Source organism: Streptomyces sp. NPDC050485 (assembly GCF_044458185.1).
Lineage (GTDB): Bacteria > Actinomycetota > Actinomycetes > Streptomycetales > Streptomycetaceae > Streptomyces.
On record NZ_JBITHR010000004.1, the window covers coordinates 471,997 to 485,440 of the forward strand.

General features: G+C 69.1%; 13 protein-coding genes, 1 pseudogene and 1 riboswitch. Of the genes and pseudogenes, 4 read left to right on the forward strand and 10 right to left on the reverse strand.

Annotation, left to right across the window (positions count from 1 at the left end; genetic code table 11):
- Positions 1-77 precede the first annotated feature (77 nt).
- A pseudogene (locus tag ACIBK6_RS11405) lies at positions 78-209 on the reverse strand (IMP dehydrogenase); the annotation flags it as partial.
- 848 nt (positions 210-1,057) lie between these two features.
- Between ACIBK6_RS11405 and ACIBK6_RS11410 the strand changes: the two are divergent.
- Positions 1,058-2,122, forward strand: a complete 1,065-nt coding sequence (locus ACIBK6_RS11410) for a hypothetical protein (RefSeq protein ID WP_399050874.1) — start codon at positions 1,058-1,060, stop codon at positions 2,120-2,122.
- On the opposite strand, the gene ACIBK6_RS11415 is transcribed toward ACIBK6_RS11410, so the two are convergent.
- The 3 genes from ACIBK6_RS11415 to ACIBK6_RS11425 form a co-directional block, all read right to left on the reverse strand.
- Complete coding sequence (locus ACIBK6_RS11415) at positions 2,080-2,403, reverse strand: hypothetical protein (RefSeq protein ID WP_399050875.1); 324 nt, start codon at positions 2,401-2,403, stop codon at positions 2,080-2,082. The genes ACIBK6_RS11410 and ACIBK6_RS11415 overlap by 43 nt on opposite strands.
- 570 nt (positions 2,404-2,973) lie before the next feature.
- Positions 2,974-3,522 carry a hypothetical protein gene (locus tag ACIBK6_RS11420; protein ID WP_399050876.1) on the reverse strand — a complete coding sequence of 183 codons (549 nt, stop codon included), beginning with the start codon at positions 3,520-3,522 and terminating at the stop codon, positions 2,974-2,976.
- Positions 3,523-3,794: 272 nt separating this feature from the next.
- Positions 3,795-4,244 carry an Lrp/AsnC family transcriptional regulator gene (locus ACIBK6_RS11425; RefSeq protein ID WP_399050878.1) on the reverse strand — a complete coding sequence of 150 codons (450 nt, stop codon included), beginning with the start codon at positions 4,242-4,244 and terminating at the stop codon, positions 3,795-3,797.
- 122 nt (positions 4,245-4,366) lie between these two features.
- Here ACIBK6_RS11425 and ACIBK6_RS11430 point away from each other — a divergent pair, with 122 nt between their 5' ends.
- Positions 4,367-4,930, forward strand: coding sequence for an RBBP9/YdeN family alpha/beta hydrolase (locus ACIBK6_RS11430; RefSeq protein ID WP_399051006.1), 564 nt, complete (start codon positions 4,367-4,369; stop codon positions 4,928-4,930).
- Between the two features lie 425 nt (positions 4,931-5,355).
- Here ACIBK6_RS11430 and ACIBK6_RS11435 read toward each other — a convergent pair whose 3' ends face one another.
- The 3 genes from ACIBK6_RS11435 to ACIBK6_RS11445 all read right to left on the reverse strand — a co-directional run bounded on the left by ACIBK6_RS11435 (position 5,356) and on the right by ACIBK6_RS11445 (position 7,999).
- Positions 5,356-5,478: a hypothetical protein gene (locus tag ACIBK6_RS11435; protein ID WP_399050879.1), complete on the reverse strand. Its 123-nt coding sequence runs from the start codon at positions 5,476-5,478 to the stop codon at positions 5,356-5,358.
- A 349-nt stretch (positions 5,479-5,827) separates the two neighbouring features.
- Positions 5,828-6,466 (reverse strand): hypothetical protein, encoded by a 639-nt coding sequence (locus ACIBK6_RS11440; protein WP_399050881.1) that lies wholly within the window; start codon positions 6,464-6,466, stop codon positions 5,828-5,830.
- A 372-nt stretch (positions 6,467-6,838) separates the two neighbouring features.
- Positions 6,839-7,999 carry a TerD family protein gene (locus ACIBK6_RS11445; RefSeq protein WP_399050882.1) on the reverse strand — a complete coding sequence of 387 codons (1,161 nt, stop codon included), beginning with the start codon at positions 7,997-7,999 and terminating at the stop codon, positions 6,839-6,841.
- Between the two features lie 287 nt (positions 8,000-8,286).
- On the opposite strand from ACIBK6_RS11445, the gene ACIBK6_RS11450 reads away from it, so the two are divergent.
- Positions 8,287-9,153 carry an arylamine N-acetyltransferase gene (locus tag ACIBK6_RS11450; RefSeq protein WP_399050884.1) on the forward strand — a complete coding sequence of 289 codons (867 nt, stop codon included), beginning with the start codon at positions 8,287-8,289 and terminating at the stop codon, positions 9,151-9,153.
- Positions 9,154-9,227: 74 nt separating this feature from the next.
- Here ACIBK6_RS11450 and ACIBK6_RS11455 read toward each other — a convergent pair whose 3' ends face one another.
- Complete coding sequence (locus ACIBK6_RS11455) at positions 9,228-9,980, reverse strand: MgtC/SapB family protein (protein ID WP_399050886.1); 753 nt, start codon at positions 9,978-9,980, stop codon at positions 9,228-9,230.
- A 400-nt stretch (positions 9,981-10,380) separates the two neighbouring features.
- Here ACIBK6_RS11455 and ACIBK6_RS11460 point away from each other — a divergent pair, with 400 nt between their 5' ends.
- Entirely contained in the window at positions 10,381-10,725 is a 345-nt protein-coding gene (locus tag ACIBK6_RS11460) for an ArsR/SmtB family transcription factor (RefSeq protein ID WP_399050887.1), read from the forward strand.
- Positions 10,726-10,779: 54 nt separating this feature from the next.
- Here the strand turns inward: ACIBK6_RS11460 and ACIBK6_RS11465 are convergent, their stop codons facing one another.
- Both ACIBK6_RS11465 and ACIBK6_RS11470 read right to left on the reverse strand, forming a co-directional pair.
- Positions 10,780-11,148, reverse strand: coding sequence for a glyoxalase (locus tag ACIBK6_RS11465; protein WP_399050889.1), 369 nt, complete (start codon positions 11,146-11,148; stop codon positions 10,780-10,782).
- A 106-nt stretch (positions 11,149-11,254) separates the two neighbouring features.
- The gene (locus ACIBK6_RS11470) at positions 11,255-12,898 is read right to left on the reverse strand and encodes an Nramp family divalent metal transporter (RefSeq protein ID WP_399050891.1); all 1,644 of its coding nucleotides are present in this window, start codon (positions 12,896-12,898) and stop codon (positions 11,255-11,257) included.
- A 301-nt stretch (positions 12,899-13,199) separates the two neighbouring features.
- Positions 13,200-13,373: riboswitch (M-box (ykoK) riboswitch) on the reverse strand.
- Between the last annotated feature and the right edge of the window lie 71 nt (positions 13,374-13,444).

Here is a 13,444-nt window from a genome sequence, read left to right on the forward strand (position 1 = left end):
ACCCCCGGCTCTGACGTGTCGGCGGCCGATGCTGCCCAGTCTTGAGAGCCGGGGCCGGGCCGAGCGGGGCCCGTGGGTCAGCGCCTGAGCAGTGCCTTGATGGCGCGCCGCTGGTCCATGGCCCGGTAGCCCTCGGCGACCTGCGACAGCGGCAGTTCCAGGTCGAAGACCTTGCCCGGGTCGATACAGCCGGAGAGCACCCGATCCATCCATCCCCCGGCTTTGACGGTTGGTGAAGACCCTATCGCCTACGAACAGTTGGGCACTGGAGCGGCTGGTTCGGAAACGGCGGCGCGCGGCCGGCCCGCCCATTGCGGCGGGCCGGGGGCGGCCATCGGTCGTTCCTGCGGTGTGCAGCGGGAGGGGCGCTACAGAGACCGGCGGATTCGGCGGCGACGCCGTGCTGCCCGTTCTCCGGCCCTGACCGCGGGCCCGGGTCCCGGCGGCTTCGTCGTGCAGACTTGATGACCGGCGGCTCCTTTCTCCAAGTCGCTGAAATATAAGGGGAGATGGCGATGCGGGGGAGCGTGATGGCTGGTGCGGCAGTGCTGCTGTCCGTCGTTCTGGGCGGCGGTGGGGCAACACGGCGCCGTGGTCGTCCGGGGTGCTGCCGAAGGAGCGCGCCGTGAGGGACTACGTCAAGTGCCTGCCGCCGGGGGCGTTGCCTGAGGAGGGCGTCGAGGCCTGGTCGGTCGCTGATGCCGAGCGCTGGATGAAGGCCCGGGTCCCGGCGGCTTTCTACCCCGGTCGCGGGCGGTTGGGTCCTGCTCGTGCTGGTCGTCGTGTCGTACGTGATGACCTCCGGGCTGTCGGCCTCGCTGGGGAAGGGTGACGGGGCCGCGTCCGACGGTACGGACTGGCTCGGCTATCCCACGCTGGCCCTGCTGGCCGCCCTGCCCTTCTGGTACCGGTTCCTTCCGGTCCAGACCCTGCTGGCCGCGGTCGTGGTCGCCGTGGCCGCGGCCGTGTCGCTGGCGTCGCTCGATGTCGTCGACCAGCGGGCCAGGAGCGGATACGTCCTGGCTCTCGCCCTCTGCGCCTGGGCATTCACCGGTGCGTGCCTCCGCCTTCGGCACGCCGTACGCAGCGTGCGCTCGCGCTCGCCGCGGCCGGACGGCGCCGCGTCGAACTCCCGGACCGGGTACCCGAGTCGGACAGCTACCGCGGGTTCAGGCAGTTCTACCTCGGGCTCGCGCTCTGTCTCGTCGCCGTCGCCATCCTGGCCGACGGTCTTGTCGAGAGTCTGAGCGCACCGGGCAGCGGGCCCGCGTACGACGCCGTCGGGCAGCAGACCACGGCCCTGCTGCTCCTCGTTGCCGGCACCACCGTGTACGGGCGGGGCCACATCGCCTACCGGGCAGCCCGGCGCCTGCACAATGAGCGCCAGCCGGCCCTGAGGGTGGGCGTACGGATCGCGGCGGACGGTTACCACTGGCTGTATCCGGATGCCCACACCAGCTCGGCGCGGCCCCTGATCGCGTACTTCCCCAAAGACCGGGACACCGACCACGCCGCGCGCCTTCTGGGCACGAGCTCCACGTACGGTCCGGACGACGGACATTACGACATCGACCCTCAGCTGGAACCCTTTGAGGCGGTTCTGTACGGCGTGCCCTGCGAAGGCGCCGAGATCGTCGTGGAGTACGCCGTCATCGAGGGCACCGCGTACCAGGGTTCGGAGCGGACGCGTGCCGCTGTCACGGTCGCGCCGCTGCTGCCGCGACGCCGGCACGGCCTCGGCTCGTGGCAACCGGCCGACGGCGCAGCCCGGAACGCGGCGCGGCGCGACAGGATCCAGAAGGAGGAGCGGGAGAAGCGCGAGCGGGACGAACGGTGGGAAGCGCGCCAACAGCAGCAGGACGCGAAGCGAGCAGTCCGACCCCGGGGGAACCCGGGCATACGTCGTCGTTCGAATCCACAGGGTCTCAATTCACAGGGTCCGAATCCGCAGGGTCCGGGGCCGCGCTACGGCAAGCCCAATCGCCCGGACGGCGGGCACGGCTGCGGCGGTGGAGCGGGGAGCTGTGGAAGCGGTCACGGAGGAGGCGGGCATGGCTGCGGAGGTGGTCACGGAGGTGGTCATGGCTGCGGCGGTGGGCATGGCGGCTGTGGAAGCGGGTGAGCCGACGCGACCGCAGTCAACTCCCGGACGATGCGGGGTGGTTCGGGCTTGCGAACGCCCGGCCTGCCGGTGACGGCGGGGTAGTTGTACACATGGCCGTAGGCGGCGTGCAGGTCCGCGTGAACCTGCTGGTCCGACACCGAGCGGATGGCATCGAGTTCGTCGCCGATGCAGCGGCGTTCGCCGTCCAACTCCGCCCCCATGAAATCGGGAAGGCCGGACGGGCTTGCGGCGCAGAGTTCCATGAGCGGCGCCGCGCTCTGGGGTACGTGGGAACGCATCCTGCGCCACCAGCGATCGCGTACCGATGAGCCCCCGACGTAGTGGGGCCGCTCGCTCGGGATCATTCCCAGGAGCAGTGGTCCATCGGCGAGGTCGCGAATCTGATCCGCGCCATGTCGGCCACACCGAAAGCCAGTTCCTGCATGAGTCCCCCTTGTCCCGTTGTCCCGGGCGATCCCGTTAGGCATGAGCATGACCCAACTTCGGCGTCTGCGGGGATTCGCGGCTATGCGGCCCGCAGCATGATAGCTCCCCCCCCGGAAGCGGGAAGCTGCGAGCGTCTGCACCGCGAGCTCGGCCCCTCCCAGGAGCGGCCGAGCTCCAACGGCCTGGGGACTTCAAGGGAAGGGGCTGTGGACGCGAGGCTCGGTCCGAAGGGGCCGCCACGGTACGCGACTCACCGTTTTGAGCCCCGCCAGGACAGTGTCGCCACGGGATCGGCTTCGGCGATGTGCAGTTCGCGGCCATGACTCATCGGACACCCCCTCGGACCACGCCCAGGCGTACGTGACCTGGGCGGCCAGGACGCCGCACAGACGCATGCAGCGTTCGCAGTCGTGCCACCGGCCTTAAAGCCAGCTTTCCCGCATGCTGGTGACGGCCCCCGAGCCCGTGTTGCCCGTCGGGCGGCCGAGCTCTCCGGACCACACCCGCTCCAGCAGCCGGCGGACGGTGTCCGTGATCTCGGGCGCCGCCGTGCGCAGACCGTCCGCGTCCGACGCTGAGATCTCATCCGGCGAGATGTTCGTGTCCTTCAACAGGCTGGATACGTTGCCGAGTTTGCCGGTCAGCCACGACAGCGGATCGAGGGACAGGTCTTCGACGAAGACCCGCGGGCTGGGGTCCCAGCCGTCGAAGTCCGGGTGGTGGTGCGTGCGGTCGAAGGTGTTCGGGGCGGCGTTCGCGTCCTGCAGGAGATCCACCCGCCACAGCGGGCGGCCGATCGTGATGGGCCGTGCGGAGTAGATGGATCCGGTCAACTCGCCGCGTTCGAAGATCCGCAGCTCCAGACGCACCCCGCGCTCGGGGGTCTCCTGTCCGGGCAGCGGATCCGGGTCGATGAAGTAGAGGTCGCTCACCACGACGCCGATCCGCTCGAAGCCGAATGCGTACAACACGTCAACCTCCCAGGCTGCTTGTGGAGCATGTGCATCCATGCGGTGCCGAGCCTAAGGAACTCCGCCCCGCTTCCGCACCGTCCAGAACCGGCCACCAGGAACTGGGAGTTCACTGGCGCGTTCGATCCACGCAGGCGGAAGCGCCGGTCAACGGTCCGAGGTTCAGGGGGCAGCAGGCGGCGTTGCTCTTCGCCGTCCGCGGGCTTCGGGCCGATGTCGACCGGACGGGCACACGACGTTTCCGACGCCGTACGTCGGGCGACGCCACGGGGTCATGACGACGTGGCGTCGGTCAGAGGCTTCGGGGGGTAGGCGCGGAGCACGAGTGATGTGGTGACGGGGCCGTAACGGGCAAGCGCGTCGACAACTTCTTCGAGTCGTTCTGCCCGCGGGCAGTGGACGTTGATGATGAGGCAGTCCTCCCCGGTGACTCTGAGGGTGGAGACGACCTCGGGGGTCCGGGAAGCGAAGTCCAGGGCGCGAGAGAGCTGGGCATGCGTGGTGCGCAGCCGGATGACTGCGTGGATATTGAGACCGAGTGCCGCTGGGTCGACGACGGCTCGGTAGCCGGTGATGATGCCGTTCTTCTCGAGTCGTTGTATCCGCGCGCTGGCCGCGGGCTGCGACAGTCCGACGCGGCGGCCTACCTCGGCGCCGGTCAACCGGCCTTCGGCCTGGAGCAAGGTGAGGATGTCCCGGTCGATCTGGTCGAGTGATTCCATCGTTGTCCGCACCATCTTCTTTGAGATCACTTGCGCCGCTGTCGCTGTTCTGCCGCTTCCCACAGAATCTGCGCCAGGCGCCTCCATAATCGCAGGGGGTCGGAGTGAATCGGTGGCAGGTAGTGGTCGCGTACGTTGTTGTCCCTGGTATCGACGGCTCCGATGGGCAGCACTGGCAGACCTTGTGGGAGCGGGAGTGGAGCACGTCAGCGGTGCGGATTTCCCCTGCCTCGTGGTCAGCCCCCGATCTGGATGACTGGGTCGACGCTGTCCAAGCGGCGTACGACGATGCCTCTCGGCGGGACAGCCGCGTTGTGCTGGTAGCCCACAGCCTGGGCTGCTGGGCAGCCTCCACCTGGCTGAGCAAGAACCCGTCGAGCGGGGTAGGCGGCGCGTTCCTCGTCGCGCCGCCCGACCCGCGTGAGCCGGCGTTCCCACGCCAGGCAGCCGCCACGTTCGTTGCGGTGTCCGCACAACCGCTGCCGTGCCCGGCCCTGGTGGTGGGCAGCACCAACGACCCGTACTGCACCCCCGGGACAGCTGTCGACTTCGCGGCGCGATGGGCAGCGCGATGGCAGGTGGCGGGGGCGTGTGGACACATCAACTCGGCCAGCGGTCTGGGCGCGTGGCCGCATGGCCGTGAACTCCTGGACTCATTGATCCAGCTGATCCAGCTGATCCAGTAGTGAGCAATCACCGCGGGGAACATTGACCGTCGCCAGGTGCCGCTCTCCGGTTTTGGTTCACGCGAGGCTGCTTCTACTGCCGATGCCGATGCTCTCGAAGTGGCGAAGAGTAGTTGCGATCACGCCGACGCCGACGGACTGGGAGGAGTGGCATTACTGGAGGCGACCGGGCATTCCGTGGAGCACAAGCCTGTCGGCGTACGGCTCGGAGGTGCAGTCCGGCAGGACGTCCACGTACGCGTCCGGCCTCGGCGTCGGCCGGACCGGTGCCGTAGGTGCTGCCTTTGCGGAATGCGGACTCATCGACGCCCAGCGCTTGCGGCGAAGCGCGCGAGATTCGGCGGGCTGCCGTCCAGCACTCCGCCCCCGCCCGGCCAGCCGCCGGTAGCCGTCTGTGCAGGCCAGGATCTCGCTCAGTCGGTTCATCACCACTCGGGCTCCGGTTCCAGTCGGTCGAGCAGCGCCTGCACGGTGGCCCGCACCACCCGGGTGGCGAGCTGGTTCACCGAACAGGCCGAACAGCACGGCGAGTTCGCGGTCGATGTCATCGACGTGGCGGACAGCGACATCCCTTCCCTCGCGGTTCCGGTCCAGCGTCCAGTGGCCGGAGATGCTTCCGAGTTCGGTCTGGGCCACCGGCTACGGTCGCTTCCGGGGCTGGCGGGACGCCGGCTGGCTTCACCGCTCTGTTGGAAGTCTCTTGCCGAGGAGGCATGCGCAGGCGGAACGGGTGCCGAGCGTCGACGCGGCTAGGGTGCCGACCCTGAGCCGTGTCCGGGATCGGCTCCCGCCGGAGCCGAGGCCGACATCCGACGACCGAATGACCCTGGTGCGGGCCAACCTGCCCCCGCACTGGGAGGCACTCGCCGCAGGCCCCAGGCAGGCGGCGATCGTGCCTCAGTGCCTCCGTCGATACCGCGAAGGAACACGCGGCCGGCCCTGCGGTTTTCTGACCGCTCCGGCGGAGGCCCTGCGCAACTGCCACTGCAGGACGGGGTCGCGGACGGTCAGGACCGCTGTCGTGGTCAGCAGTGCGATGCCCGTGAGCTGGAGGCCGGCGGCCCACCACCACATCAGGTCGCTCTTGGCCTTGAGGATCGGGCCGACGACGCCGCCCGGGGAATAGACGACGGTGAGGTGTGCCCCGCGCGGCGCGGGGCAGGGCCCGGCCGTGGGGAGTTGCTCGGTGGAGCCGTCTGGCAGGTCGACCCAGCACTGGGTGTACTTCGTGCCGTGTGAGCCGGTTTCCGTCGAGGCGTAGGCGATCGTGGCGGTGCCCTGCTCACCGGTGAGGGCCAGGAAGGCGTCCGGTGCGTGCACCCCGCCGATCACCATCAGCGCGCCGCCGACCCAGTAAGCCGCCTTGGCCCAGCGGGGTATGGGTCTGCTGCCGAACACGATCCGCCGCAGTATCCATGCGTAGAGCGTGATCAGCACGATGGAGCCGAAGACGATCCCCAGGCCGAAGTCGAGCATCGCCGGCCCGAACGTGCTCACCACGGCCACGACAATGATCACGGCCCAGGCCACAGTCATTCGGCGTGGGCCGAGCCCGCGTCTCGCTGGGACCGGCTGCTTCTTGCCGCCACTCATCGCCCCCGCCCTTCAATAAAGTGGCCGGAAGTCTCGCATACGCTGCTGTGGTTGCGGACAGCCCTGGTCTTGGTGAAGGGACGGCGCACACTCAGCGCCGCGCACCGGACAGGCTGCGCTCCCGCCTTGTGACCGGCCCGGCAGCATTCCGTTCCCGTCGGCGTCCGGGCACGCGAGCGGAGCGGCCGCTGCGCAGTGCGATGGACGAGGTGTGCCCCTGGGCGGCGTGGAGGCCCTGGCCGCCGCCGGAATCTGCCGACACCACGAGGCCTGTGCGGCGGCGCCATGGCCGCGCTGCCGCACAGGCGAGGGGGATCAGTCCTCGTCGTAGTAGTTGTTGACGACCACGTCCGGCTCGTCGTCGCTGAAGGCCTCGTTCAGGAGAGCACCACCCACGAGGCCGGCCGCGCCGGCGCCGATGAGCGCCCCCGCGCCGAAGCGGCGGGGCTGCTCCGGGTGGCCACCGCCCTGCTGTACGTAACCCTGTTGCGTCGGCTGCGGATAGCCGGGCTGGGGATAGCCCTGCTGCTGCACGGGCTGAACGGGCTGCGGATAGCCAGCCTGGGGCGCCACGTAATACGGCGGAGGTGTGGTCTGCACCCGCTGGGCGCAGCCGCCGCATGTCTGGATCGGGCGGGGGACACCCCACTGCGGAGACCACATCACGGACGTCATGCCGGGGCCGTGGCTGGGATCGAAGAAGCACGTCATGGAAGAACTCCCTGAGGGTTGTTGGGCGGGCGCGCTCGACGGCTGCGTGAGGGGCGCCATCGGGATCTGCGGCGAGGCGGTGGTCGACGGGGCCGCGCTCATGGCCGGCGGTAGCCCTGTCGTGGCGGGCCGATTGGCCGGCTGAGGCGGTACCCGCTTCTCGGGAATCGCGGCAGCCAGGCTCTCGCGCAGGACGTCGACCCCGTAGTCGGTGGCGATGCCTGCAAGACCGGAAGCGTAGCCCTGGCCGACGGCCCGGAACTTCCACTCCGCGCCGTGCCGGTACAGCTCGCCGAAGACCATCGCCGTCTCGCCCGAGGCATCTCCCGTGAGGTCGTACCGGGCCAGTTCACCCCCCGTCTCCTGGTCGACGACGTGGATGTACGCGCTGTTGACCTGCCCGAAGCTGTGGCCCCGCAGCTGCGCCTCGTAGATGGAGACGGCGAAGACGATCTTCGTGACCTGCGGAGGAACGCGGACGAGTTCGACCCTGATCTGTTCGTTGTCACCGGCCGCACCGGTCGGCCCGCCGTTTCCGGAGTGGGTGACCGAACCGTCGGGACTGCGCAGGTTGTTGAAGAACACGAAGTGTTCGTCGGAGAGGACCTTGCCTGCCTGATCACACAGCAGTGCGCTGGAGTCCAGGTCGCAGGCGGCCCCGGGGCCGGACGCAACTCGCCACCCCAGACCGACCGTTACCGTGGACAGTCCAGGTGCCTGCTTGCTCAGCGACACGTTTCCGCCCTTGGCCAAGGGCACGCTCATGAACTCCTCCACATGTGTCCCGGCTCGCGCCCCCGCATGGACAGCGCGTACTCACTCATGATTATCGACTTGCGCAATCAATGAACTTACACTGCCGCGGGTGCTGCTCAGCTGCGGAGGGGTTGCCGTACGGGAAGGGAGCCGCAGACGGCGCGTGACAGCGTTCCAGGTCCTGAGCCCGAGGGTCAAAGGCCGATGGTGGGCAGGGAATAGTGCCACCGGGAAGATCGCTGCGATTGGCGTACGCGATCCGGCCAACGACGTGATGACACAAGGAGACCCTCCGTATGCGCAACGGTATGTGGAACGGTGACGCACTCGACCTCGATGCCTATCTGGCTCATCTCGGTTACCAGGGGGACCGCTCCCCGTCCCTGGCGACGCTGCGCGCGTTGCATCGGGCGCATGTGCTGTCCGTACGTTGGGAGAACCTGGAGTCGGTGCTGAGGAAGCACCGTCCGCTCGATCTCGCCTCCGTTCAGGCGAAGTTGATCGGCAATCCGCGCGGCGGTACCTGTTTCGAGCACGTCACCCTTTACGCGGCGGCCCTGGAACGCCTCGGCTTCCGGTTCTTCGCGGTTCAGGGCCGGGTTCAGATGGGATCGACCAGCGTGCGGCCCGCGACGCACGCCATGGTCGTCGTCGAGCTGGAAGGCAAGCGATGGCTGAGCGACATCGGCTTCGGGGCGAGCCCGCTGGAGCCGATCGAGTTGGCCGACGCGACGGACGTCACAGACGGGGTGTGGGCGTACCGGCTGAGGCGCGAGGAGATCACGCCAGGCGCCGACGGGTGGGCGCTCTACCAGCCCGCGGGCAAGGGTGAGGGCCGGATCGACAACACCGGCGACGGGTGGATGATCCGGCACACCTTCACGCTCAACCCGCAGTACCCCGCCGACTTCCGGGTGTCGAACCACTTCGGCGCCTCCAGCCCGCAGTCGCCCTTCAGCGACCGTGTCTTCGTGCAGCGCCTGCACCCGGACCGGCTGCACCTCCTGGACAACCGTCTGCTGACCACGGTCAGGCCGGGGGTGCCGGGCCCGCCGGAGGCCCGGGAGCTGGAGCCGAGCGAGGTGCCCGTGGTGCTGGCCGACATCTTCGGAATCAAGCTGTCGGCGGAGGACGTCGAGCTGTTGCTGCCCAAACTGGTCTGAACGTACGGGCGACGGGCGTCGTGGATCACGGTGTCCTCCCTCCCGACTGCCGCGCCGCGCAGGGGCGGTGCGGCTCAGGCGAGTACGGGTTGGGTGGGCCGGGGGTGCTCGTTGTCGTCGGCGTCGGGGTTGCCGTCGAGGTGCCAGTGCAGGTCATGGATGCCGGGTTCCAGCGACATGCGCGCGACGACCTGTTCCAGGGAGCGGGTCACGTCGCCGCTGACGACGACAGTGGCGCGCAGGCTGGTGGCGCCTGATTCGCGACGATGCGCCCGCAGCCCGATGGGGGCCAGCCCGGAGGCCGTCAAAGACTGTAGGAGCAGGGCGCGGATATGCGTCTCCTCGGTGCGGTCGCACTCCACGTGGACGATGGCGGGGAGCTCGGTGTCCCGGTCGGTGCCGCCGGCCGGGGCGCGGTCGAGGAGCCGTCCGGCCGGACGCAGCAGTACATGGACGCCGAGGACCGTCAGCGCGAGGATCAGAGCGAAGGAGAGGTGGCCGGATGCTGCCAGGACGCCTACGGCAGCCGAACACCACAGCGTGGCGGCGGTGTTGAGGCCACGTATCCCGCCGCCGTCGCGCATGATCACACCGGCGCCGAGGAATCCGATGCCGGAGACGACATAGGAGGCGACCCGGGTGGGGCTGCCGGTGTCGGAGACCGCCTCGCTGTACAGGACGAAGGCGGTGGCGCCGACGGCGACCAGGGTGTTGGTGCGCAGCCCCGCCATGCGGGCGCGCCACTGGCGTTCGATGCCGATCAGCGCCCCGCAGCCCAGGCCAGTGGCTAGGCGCAGCAGGAAGTCGGCGGTGGTCAGAGCGTGCATGGGGCACCTCCTCGATAGCGATCAAGCGGCGGATCGCGACGGCGGGCGGAACGGGGGGCCCGGCGCTGGAGCACGAGGCGCTGGTCAGCGCGTGCGTGGCGGGGCGGCCGGGAGCGGGTGGGTGTGCGGCCGATGATGGCCGGGACTGTCGCTGTTCATGGTTTCGCCCCCTTCCTGCCGGACCGGGTGACGGCCTGCCACGCGGTGTTGCGGCGCCTGTGCCGCGGTGCGGGTGGCCGAGGGCCTGGATGCACACCCGTCGACCGGTACACTGCAATACTTGCACGGATACGCAATAAGGGCCAATGGGGGAGGCTTCCGGGTCTTGGTCTCAGGGCCCCTGCCCGGATTTCTCGGCTGGCGCCGTGCCCGGGCAGACTGCTGCGGCTATTCTATTTGCGTGGATACGCAAATGATGTCGCCGGACTCCACTCGTGCGTCCCAGGCCGTCGCGGTGCTGAAGGCGGTGGCCGACCCGACTCGGTACCGGCTGCTGTGGGCGCTCAGCCGGCAGGAGCTTCCGGTGAGCGCCCTCGCCGAACTGCTCGGCACTCATGTCGCCGCCACCTCCCAGCACCTGGCCAGGCTGCGGGCGGTGGGGCTGGTATGCCCCCGCCGTGAGGGCACCCGGATCTACTACCGGACCGGCCCCGCGGATGCTCGGCGCCTGTTGGAGGGCGCCCTGCTGGTCGCGCAGGCGCAGGGGGATCAAGTCGCCCTGGGAACGGCCGATTCGGGCACGTAGACGAGGCGGACCCACGGGCCGTACCAGCGCCGACAGGTCGACAGAGAACCCCGGTCAGCTGGTCGGCTGGAGGAATTCCAGCCGGTTGCCGACCGGATCCTGGGTGTAGAAACGGCGGTGGCTCGGCAGGCTGACGTTCCACACGACAGGGGCGCCGTGCTGCTCCAGGCGAACGGCGAGCTCGTCGAGGTCGGTGACGCGGACCGCGGGGTGAGCCTTGCGGGGCGGGTGGAACCCGTCCTCGATGCCCACATGAATCTGCACCTGGCCGCCGTCGGCGACGAACCAGCAGCCGCCCCGGCGGGCGAGCCCGGGTGGCTGGGGGATCTCCGTCATCTGCAGGGCGGTGAGGTAGAAGCTGCGCAGGACGTCCTCGGAGCCGGCCGGGGCGGCCAGTTGGACGTGGTCGAGTGCGGCGAGCATGGTGAACGGACCTCCGTTCAGTGAGTGTGATGAGGGTGGTGAGTGTGATGAGGGTGTCGGGCAGGCCGCCCGGGGCGGGGTCAACTCACCCCGGGCAGCCGGGTGTTCACTGGCCGAGGGCGACCTGGACGATTTTGATGACGACCAGGACCATCGCGATCAGCAGGTAGGTGCGCAGGGCGCTCATGCCGATCTTGCGGGTGGTGGACATGACCGGCCTGGTGAGGGTGTCCAGCGGGGGCATCCGCCAGGTGTCGCGGCCGGTGCGGTCGATCGGGTCTTCCTTGGTTCCGGTGCGCCGCCGGGTGAAGGAGTACCCGGCCGCGAGGACTCCGGCGACGCCGCAGGCGGCCATGATGTCGAGAATCGCGCCGGCAGTGATGTCGGGGAAGAGGACTGACGCGGTGAGGATGACGGAGAGGGTGACCAGGACGCCGACGACGGCCGCGGTGAAGGCGTTGGTCTTGGGGCCGTTGGCCCAGGGGCCCAGGACCTGCTTGTCGTTGCAGAGCAGGAGGAGGAAGACGGAGGCGGAGGGCAGCAGCACTCCGGCGAGGGTCTGGACGCCCTGCGTGAGCAGGCCGAGCGGGGAGCCGGGGATGAGGACAATGGCGGCGGCCACGGCCACCAGACCGGCGTAGATGGCGTAGAAGCCCTTGGCGCCCTTGACGCCGCGGTGCAGCGAGTGCTTGATACCGAGCACGTCACCGATGGCGTAGGCGGTGGAGAGCGAGACGGCGAACGCGCCGATGATGGAGGCGTCCAGGAGCGCCACGGCGAAGAGGACTCCGGCGAGCTTCCCGGCGTGCGCCTCAAGTCCGGCTGCCAGGCCCGCGGCGTCGTTGAAGTTGCCGAAGTCCTTGGTGCCGGCGAACGCGGCGGCGGTCATGCCCATCAGGGCGGCGGCGCCGATGGCGACAATGGCGATGCCGATCACCAGGTCGGCCTTCTCGTACTTCATGAAGCGCGGGGTGATGCGCTTGTCGATGACGTACGACTGTTGGAAGAACAGCTGCCACGGAGCGACGGTGGTGCCGACGATCCCGATGATCAGCAGCATGACGGTGGCCAGCTCGCCGGAGCCACCCGGCATGGACGGTACGACGAAGTCGTGCGCCATCTGCGAGGACGCCGGGTGGATCATGAAGTACAGCGGAATCAGCAGCAGCGAACCGGCGCACAGGAAGATCGCGACGCGCTCGAAGCGGCGGAAGGACCCGGTGAACGCGGAGGCGATGATGACCGCGGCGGCCAGCACCACCGATGCCACCTTGGGCAGCCCCAGATACCCCGCTGCCAGAGTGATGCCGATGAACTCGGTGACGAGCGTGAGGGCGTTGAGCAGGAACAGGTCGATGACGGAGAACGCGCCCCAGAACTTCCCGAACCGCTCCAGGATGAGGCGGGCGTGGCCGACGCCGGTGACCGCGCCGAGCCGCAGCACCATCTCCTGGTTGACGTACAGGACGGGGATGAGCAGGAGCAGGGTCCACAGCAGGCTGGTGCCGTAGTTCTGCCCGGCCTGGCCGTACGTGGAGAACGCGCCGGCGTCGTTGTCGCCGACCATCACGATCAGGCCCGGGCCGACTATCGCGAGAAGCGTCTTGAGCTTGGCGGACAGGCCCCGGCGCTCGCCGTGGTCGTCCAGCTTGATGGTGCCGAGCGCGCCGCGGATGTCGCCGACGTGGGCGTCGTCGAGAACTGCCGCACGGGGTGCGGGAACGGTGGGCTTGACGGGTGCGGTGGTCATGGAGATCCTCCCAACTCCCCTGGCAGGGGGAGGTGTTGGGGGACGCACGGCAGCAATCCTGCCCGCGAGCGCGCAGCCCGGCACCCCGGGGACGGCCACAGGGCCGCACAGGGCGGGGCGGAGTCGCGATGACGCTTGCGGGAAAGGTGGTTACCGTGCGCCGCAGAAGAGCGAGGGCATACGGAATGAGGGGCAACTGTGGCCCGGACTACTGCAACTGCAATCCATGTCTCTCGCCTCCTTCCGGCCGGAGCACACAGGGGTGCTGGACGACACGGCAAGGAGCGGACCGGCGTGTACCGGTTCACCCCAACTCGTCAGAGCTTTGGCACTGCACGGCGTAATCCCCTTGCCGGGGAAGCCACTTGGGGTCACCCCTTAAGTCGGGGAGACCTGGCCTGACCCTGGGCGTCTCTCGACGTCGTGGGGTCAGTGGCCTGTGTCCGTGCAGACGCCTCACCGAACGAGGTGCCCTCTTCAAACCTCCAGAAGCATAGCCTCCTTGTTGCGTGATCACGCAACTGCTTGGTGAACCTTTGACACGGA

What these genes read in the sequence shown, in the direction of transcription:
- ACIBK6_RS11415 (WP_399050875.1), bottom strand. Translation starts at nt 2,403, where the DNA reads ATGCGTTCCCACGTACCCCAGAGCGCGGCGCCGCTCATGGAACTCTGC.
- ACIBK6_RS11425 (WP_399050878.1), bottom strand. Translation starts at nt 4,244, where the DNA reads ATGGAATCACTCGACCAGATCGACCGGGACATCCTCACCTTGCTCCAG.
- ACIBK6_RS11435 (WP_399050879.1), bottom strand. Translation starts at nt 5,478, where the DNA reads ATGACATCGACCGCGAACTCGCCGTGCTGTTCGGCCTGTTCGGTGAAC.
- ACIBK6_RS11440 (WP_399050881.1), bottom strand. Translation starts at nt 6,466, where the DNA reads ATGACTGTGGCCTGGGCCGTGATCATTGTCGTGGCCGTGGTGAGCACG.
- ACIBK6_RS11445 (WP_399050882.1), bottom strand. Translation starts at nt 7,999, where the DNA reads ATGAGCGTGCCCTTGGCCAAGGGCGGAAACGTGTCGCTGAGCAAGCAG.
- ACIBK6_RS11450 (WP_399050884.1), top strand. Translation starts at nt 8,287, where the DNA reads ATGCGCAACGGTATGTGGAACGGTGACGCACTCGACCTCGATGCCTAT.
- ACIBK6_RS11455 (WP_399050886.1), bottom strand. Translation starts at nt 9,980, where the DNA reads ATGCACGCTCTGACCACCGCCGACTTCCTGCTGCGCCTAGCCACTGGC.
- ACIBK6_RS11465 (WP_399050889.1), bottom strand. Translation starts at nt 11,148, where the DNA reads ATGCTCGCCGCACTCGACCACGTCCAACTGGCCGCCCCGGCCGGCTCC.
- ACIBK6_RS11470 (WP_399050891.1), bottom strand. Translation starts at nt 12,898, where the DNA reads ATGACCACCGCACCCGTCAAGCCCACCGTTCCCGCACCCCGTGCGGCA.